Here is a 5,783-nt window from a genome sequence, read left to right as displayed (position 1 = left end):
GCCCAGCGGCGCGGCCACCAGGCCGGCGGCCAGCGGCAGCACCACCTGGCCCACCCGGTTGCCCAGCAGGCGCAGCGCCAGCGCGGCGCCCCGGGATTCCGGCCGGACGGCCTGGCTGATCAGCGTCATGGTCAGCGGCTGGCCCAGGCCCAGCAGGAAGCCGCCCACGAAGAGCGCCGTCGCGGCCACCCAGAACGGTTCCAGCACGAACGGGGTCACCGCGATCGCCGTGCCGGAGCCGAGCAGGCTGACCACCAGCAACTGGATGCGGGTCCAGCGGTGTACCAGCCAGGGCAGCAGGATGCGCGAAATGATGGACGCGCTGGCGCGCACGGCCAGCAGGACGCCCACCCAGAGCGGCGGCACCCCGAGCTCCTCGCCGACCAGCGGCAGGAAGGCCACCAGGATGTCGATCACCGACAGCAGCGCCAGGGACGCCAGCATGTTCCAGGCCACGCCGGGCCGCCGCAGGATCTGCAGCGCCGGTTCCTTCACGGCCGGCGGCCGGACCGCCCCGCCGTCGTTCCTGCGGGCGCGGAACCTCCGCCGTGCCGCGCCCGGATGCGCGCCGATGAGCATGACGGGGGCGCCCGCCGCTGCAATGCCGGCCGCCAGCAGCAAGGCGATATTGATGGCGCCGATCCAGCTGGGCCCCACGCCCGCTGTCCCGCCTCCCAGGAGGACGCCGGCCAGCAACGGGCCGAGCAGCTGCCCCAGCGAAAAGGCGGCGGTGAACCAGCCGAAGCCGCTGTCCATCTGGTTCAGCGGAGCGAACCGCCCGATCGCGGACTGCCCGGCAATGGTGAACACCAAATGCCCCACCCCCAGCAGGGCCATGGATATTGCGATGAACACGAAGCTCTCGGCCACTGCCAGGCCGACCGACGCCAGCGCCAGCAGCAGCGCACCGAGCGCCACCATGCCCCTGAGCGACGCCACCCGGTCGCTCACCCGCCCCAGCCACAGTGCCGCCACCACCGGCAGCACGGCGTAGAGGGCGGTCACCACGCCGATGACTGCCGCATCCCCGCCCAGCGCCAGCAGCTTGTAGGACACCACGGGGCGCGAGAGGTTCAACGACGTCTGCGTCAACACCGCGGCCGCCATCAGGACCCAAAGCCAGAGGCGCGGCCTTGGCTGGCTTGGCGGCTGCGTGCTCATGTCCTCATTCCCTGACGTTTGGTCGGCCACCCCATTCTGCCCCGCGGCCGGCCGTTCGTCGCAAAACCGTTGCGCCGCCGGTGCTGCGGTGGTCGAATGGGGGGCATGGTTATTGGGGAGACCGTCCTGGCGATCGGGACAAAGAAGGGGCTGTGGCTCGCCACCAGCCAAGACCGGACCAACTGGTCCCTGTCCGGCCCGCATTTTTTGATGAACGAGATACCCAGCATCGGAATCGACCAGCGGGACGGCACCACCCGCCTGCTGGTGGGGGCGCGCTCCGAACATTGGGGTCCCACCGTGTTCCGCTCGGATGACCTGGGCCAAACCTGGACCGAACCGGACCATGGCGCCATCCGCTTTGGCGACGACGACGGCGCGGCCCTGGAGCGGGTGTGGCAGATCCAGCCCGACTCCTCGGACCGTCCCGGCGTGGTGTGGGCCGGCTGCGAGCCGATTTCGGTGTGGAAGTCCACGGACGGCGGCGAGCACTTCGAGCTCAACCGGGGCCTGTGGAACCACCCGGACAAGGGCCGGTGGGGCGCCGGCTACGGCGGTGCGGCCGCCCATTCCGTCCTGCCGGACCCGCAGGATGCGGATACCGTGCATGTTGCCATGAGCACGGGCGGCGTCTACCGCACTACCGACGGCGGCAGCAGTTGGCAGGCGCGCAACCACGGCATCAGCGCCTATTTCATGCCTGATCCGAACCCCGAGGTTGGCCAGTGTGTCCACAAGATCGCGCGGGATGCCGTCGAGCCGTCCACGCTCTTCGCGCAGAACCACCACGGCGTTTACCGATCGGATGATTCCGGCGACAACTGGCAGTCCATTGCCGAGGGGCTGCCCAGCGATTTCGGTTTCGTGATGCTCACCCACCCGCGGAAGTCGCGGACCGCCTGGGTGGTCCCGATCAAGGCCGACGGCGAGCGGATCCCGCCGGACGGACATCTCGCCGTGCATCGGACCGACGACGGCGGTGCCACCTGGTCCCGCTTCGCCACCGGCCTGCCTGACCGGGACTACAACGTAGTGCTGCGCGATGCTGCCGCCGTGGACACGGGTGAACCGGCCGGCGTCTACTTCGGCACCCGCGGCGGCTCGGTGTATGCCAGTGCCAACGAAGGCGAATCCTTCGTGCAAGTGGCCACCGGGCTGCCGGACGTCCTGTGCGTCCGCGCGGCCAACCTGTAAGGAGGGATGTCCCGTGGTAGGTGTGGCAGAGAAGGCGGTCACCGTCGTCGTGCCCAGCCTGCTGGCCAAGGTAACCGGGGAGCAGCGCGAGCTGACCGTGCCCGCATCCGGCCCGCGGTCCGTGGCGGACATTCTGGACGCCTTGGCCGGCGACTACCCGGTGTTCAACCGCCGGGTGCGCAGTGAAACCGGGGCCATCCGCCGCTACGTCAATCTGTACCTCGACGGCGAGGACATCCGCACGCTGGACGGGCCGGCCACGCTCGTGCAACCGGGGCAGGAACTGCTGATCATCCAGTCGGTGGCCGGAGGGTAGGAACCGTGCCGGAGCGAGCGCCGTTGAACAAATTCAACCGTATTGACCGACCCGCCGAGACATCAGGAGGCATGCGATGACCAGCACCGGCAACCACGAAGCAGACATTCCGGCAGCGGATGAGGCCGACCGTGCCTGGCAGGAGCGCCCGGTCGACGAGGATGTCCCGGACCACGTGGAATTGCCGCCGGTGCCGGTCGAGTGGGAGGCGAACGAGGCTGACCTGCAGGAGCAGCTGGAAGCGGTCAAGCCCGACGAGGACGAAGAGTATCCGCGCGACGATTCCGAGCAGTACTAGGTTCCGAGCAGTACTAGCAGGGCAGCATCCGGCCGGGAACACCGGACCGGATTCCCGGCTGGTGCTGCTGACAGGTGTCGCGACCGGCAGCGCTACTCCCCGACCATCCCGTCGATGGCCTCCCGCAGCAGGTCTGCGTGCCCGTTGTGCCGGGAGTATTCCTCGATCATGTGGATCAGGATCCACCGGAGACCGGGTACCGGGTTTGTCGCGCCGGGCGCACTTTCCCTGTGGTCCAAGCCGCCCTGGGCCAGCGCCTCGGCGGTGAGGGAACGCGAACGGCCCACACTTTCGCTCCATAAGGTGCGGAGCCGTTCGGGAGTATCCGAGCCGGCGGAGTGCCAGTCCCAGTCGGGATCGGACTTCCAGTCCACCGTGTCCCATGGAGGCTGCGGGTCCTGCCCGTGCAACCGCACGGAAAACCAGTAGTCCTCGACGAACGCCAGATGCTTGAGCATCCCGCCCAACGTCATCGTCGACGGAGCCAGCCGCGCCGCCAGGCTGCTGGCGTCCAGGCCGGCGCATTTCCATTCGAAGGTAGCGCGGTGGTACTCCAGGAAACCCAGCAGGGTCTCCGCCTCCCCCGCCGCCAGCGGAGGGTCGGTGCGGCCTTGCTCGTCCACGTCGCTCATGGTCAGCGAGTCTAGCGGCACTGGGATAATGGGAGCATGCGACTTGCAGTTTTCACCGGGTCAGCCAGCGGCACGGACGAGGTCTATGCCCGGGAGGCGGCCCGGTTCGCCGCCGACCTGGCATCCCGGGACATCGGGATTGTATACGGCGGCGGGCAGGTGGGCCTGATGGGCGTGGTCGCGGATAGCGCGGTGGCGGCCGGGGGCGACGTGGTGGGCGTGATTCCGGAGTCCTTGGACAGAACGGAAGTGGGCCACAGCGGACTGAGCACCCTGCACGTGGTGGACTCCATGCACGAGCGCAAACAAATGATGGCGGATTCCGCCGACGCCTTCGTGGCGCTGCCGGGCGGCATCGGAACGCTGGAGGAGATCTTCGAGGCCTGGACGTGGCTCCAGCTCGGGATCCACGAGAAGCCGGTGGCCTTCCTGAACATCAACGGCTTTTGGGACCAACTGCTGGCGACCATCGACGGCCTGGTCGCCGGCGGCTTCCTCAAGCAGGACTATCGGGATGCTGTCATTGTGGCCGGCTCCGCCGAGGAATTGCTGGACGCCATTCGTGCCTGGACTCCGCCGGTCCGCAAGTGGCAGGATCCCGGCGAGCGCAGCCGCATCTGACCGGGTCGTCCCTGGCCCGTGGGCGTGCCGGGGCCCGTTGGCGATGACCCGGACCGACGGTCCAGTGGAAGCAAACAGCCGCCCACAGGACCGATGGCGCAGCGGACGCAAACAGCGCCCCTCCCCTGCGGGAGGGACGCTGTCCGGTGTATCCGGCGGGAGGAGGCCCCGCCGTCGTACTGGTGAGTGCTTGACGCCTACGGGAAGAACTTGTCCAGTTCCGCCGGCTTGTCCAGCGTGCCGTACTTCAGGGCAGCGTCGGCAAGCTTCTGCGCCGCTTCCATGTTGAAGTCCTTGCGGAAGGTCGGCAGGGCCATCTCAGCGCGGGCGGCTTCGTCGATCTTGGTGTAGGTGCCCACGATCTCGCGGACCTCGTCCGGGTTCTCCTGGGCGTATTCCAGCGAGCGGTTCATCGCGGCCTGGAACTTCTTGACCAGTTCAGGATCCTTGGTCACGGTCTCGCCGGTGGCGAAGTAGCCGGAAATATCCAGGTTCTTGTCGAAGTCGGCGAAGTTGTAGGAAACCACGCGGCCGCCGTCGTCCACGGCCTGGGACAGGAACGGATCCAGGATCCAGGCGGCGTCAACCTGGCCGTTGGCCAGCGCGGCCGGCGCGTCCTGGAAACCCACCTCGACGAACTTCACGCTCTCGGGGTCGCCGCCGTCGGCTTCAATCACTGTGCGGATGGTGGTGTCGCCGATGTTGGAGAGGGTATTGACGGACACGGTCTTGCCAGCCAGGTCCTTGGGCGACTTGATGTCCGAATCGCCCTTCACCACTACGCCGCCGAAATCGTGCTTGGTGTCGCCGGAGGTGGAGTTGCCGTTGGCCACGAGCCGGATGTCCAGGCCCTTGCCGTTGGCGACCATGACAGACACGACGTTGCCGAAGGCGAAGTCGAAGCCACCGCTGACAACGGCGGGAATGGCGGCTGCGCCACCTGCGACGTTCTGGATGTCCAAGTCCAGGCCCTCTTCTTCGAAGAATCCCTTTGAATCGCCGAGCCACAGCGGGGCGGTGTCCACAATCGGGATCACGCCAACGGTCACTTTGGTCAAGTCGCCGGAGGCGGCGGATTCGTTCCCGCCGGCCGCGTTGCTTGCGCTGCCGCTGGGCGATCCGGATCCACAGGCCGCCAGGCCCAGGGCGGAGATACCGGCCAGCAGCGTCAGGATTGTACGCTTCATGTCACTTCCTCAGTTCGAAAAAAATCAAGTGACAGCGCCCGCGGTCTCCCCCAACCGGAAAGCGCGGTTCATTGCACTGTCACCGCGCACCACTATGTCACGGCTCACAGCAGATGCTTGCCGCGCGAACGAAATGTGACGCGTCACGCTTTTTGGGTCAGCCACCGACACGATCCTGCGGTCCCGGCGCACCGGTTCACTCCCGCCGCGTGGTCCCGCAGCGCCCGGCGTCACCACGGGACAAGAGGCTGCCGCGGACCGTCGCCCCCGCCACTACACGGCCGCGAGTTGTTCCTTGACCTGTTTGCGCAGCACCTTGCCCAGCATCGACTTGGGCAGTTCCTGGACCGGGATGACCCGGCGCGGCACCTTGT

7 protein-coding genes are annotated in these 5,783 nt (G+C 67.7%); 4 read left to right on the top strand and 3 right to left on the bottom strand.

Annotated features, from left to right (window positions below):
* The coding region (locus tag AC5RWT_RS33720; protein WP_494084017.1) for an MFS transporter at positions 1-1,161 on the bottom strand (1,161 nt) is incomplete at its 3' end.
* A 105-nt stretch (positions 1,162-1,266) separates the two neighbouring features.
* Here AC5RWT_RS33720 and AC5RWT_RS33715 point away from each other — a divergent pair.
* The 3 genes from AC5RWT_RS33715 (at position 1,267) to AC5RWT_RS33705 (ending at position 2,969) form a co-directional block, all read left to right on the top strand.
* Positions 1,267-2,355 carry a WD40/YVTN/BNR-like repeat-containing protein gene (locus AC5RWT_RS33715; protein WP_494084016.1) on the top strand — a complete coding sequence of 363 codons (1,089 nt, stop codon included), beginning with the start codon at positions 1,267-1,269 and terminating at the stop codon, positions 2,353-2,355.
* Between the two features lie 13 nt (positions 2,356-2,368).
* On the top strand, positions 2,369-2,671 hold the full coding sequence (locus tag AC5RWT_RS33710) for a MoaD/ThiS family protein (RefSeq protein WP_494084015.1): 303 nt from the start codon (positions 2,369-2,371) through the stop codon (positions 2,669-2,671).
* Positions 2,672-2,747: 76 nt separating this feature from the next.
* The gene (locus tag AC5RWT_RS33705) at positions 2,748-2,969 is read left to right on the top strand and encodes an Rv3202a family protein (RefSeq protein WP_494084014.1); all 222 of its coding nucleotides are present in this window, start codon (positions 2,748-2,750) and stop codon (positions 2,967-2,969) included.
* 92 nt (positions 2,970-3,061) lie between these two features.
* Here the strand turns inward: AC5RWT_RS33705 and AC5RWT_RS33700 are convergent, their stop codons facing one another.
* On the bottom strand, positions 3,062-3,601 hold the full coding sequence (locus AC5RWT_RS33700) for a DinB family protein (RefSeq protein ID WP_494084013.1): 540 nt from the start codon (positions 3,599-3,601) through the stop codon (positions 3,062-3,064).
* Between the two features lie 36 nt (positions 3,602-3,637).
* Here AC5RWT_RS33700 and AC5RWT_RS33695 point away from each other — a divergent pair, with 36 nt between their 5' ends.
* A complete protein-coding gene (locus tag AC5RWT_RS33695) occupies positions 3,638-4,222 on the top strand; it encodes an LOG family protein (RefSeq protein ID WP_494084012.1) in 585 nt (194 codons plus the stop codon).
* 197 nt (positions 4,223-4,419) lie between these two features.
* Here AC5RWT_RS33695 and AC5RWT_RS33690 read toward each other — a convergent pair whose 3' ends face one another.
* The gene (locus tag AC5RWT_RS33690; RefSeq protein WP_494084011.1) at positions 4,420-5,409 is read right to left on the bottom strand and encodes an ABC transporter substrate-binding protein; all 990 of its coding nucleotides are present in this window, start codon (positions 5,407-5,409) and stop codon (positions 4,420-4,422) included.
* Positions 5,410-5,783: the final 374 nt, after the last annotated feature.

The sequence above is a fragment of the Arthrobacter sp. Dra40 genome, from assembly GCF_059091905.1.
Note: the sequence above shows the minus strand (reverse complement) of the source record. Positions and strands in the feature narration are given on the sequence as shown.

Coding starts and splice junctions, on each gene's coding strand:
- AC5RWT_RS33700 (WP_494084013.1), bottom strand. CDS start 3,601: ATGAGCGACGTGGACGAGCAAGGCCGCACCGACCCTCCGCTGGCGGCG.
- AC5RWT_RS33705 (WP_494084014.1), top strand. CDS start 2,748: ATGACCAGCACCGGCAACCACGAAGCAGACATTCCGGCAGCGGATGAG.
- AC5RWT_RS33715 (WP_494084016.1), top strand. CDS start 1,267: ATGGTTATTGGGGAGACCGTCCTGGCGATCGGGACAAAGAAGGGGCTG.
- AC5RWT_RS33695 (WP_494084012.1), top strand. CDS start 3,638: ATGCGACTTGCAGTTTTCACCGGGTCAGCCAGCGGCACGGACGAGGTC.
- AC5RWT_RS33690 (WP_494084011.1), bottom strand. CDS start 5,409: ATGAAGCGTACAATCCTGACGCTGCTGGCCGGTATCTCCGCCCTGGGC.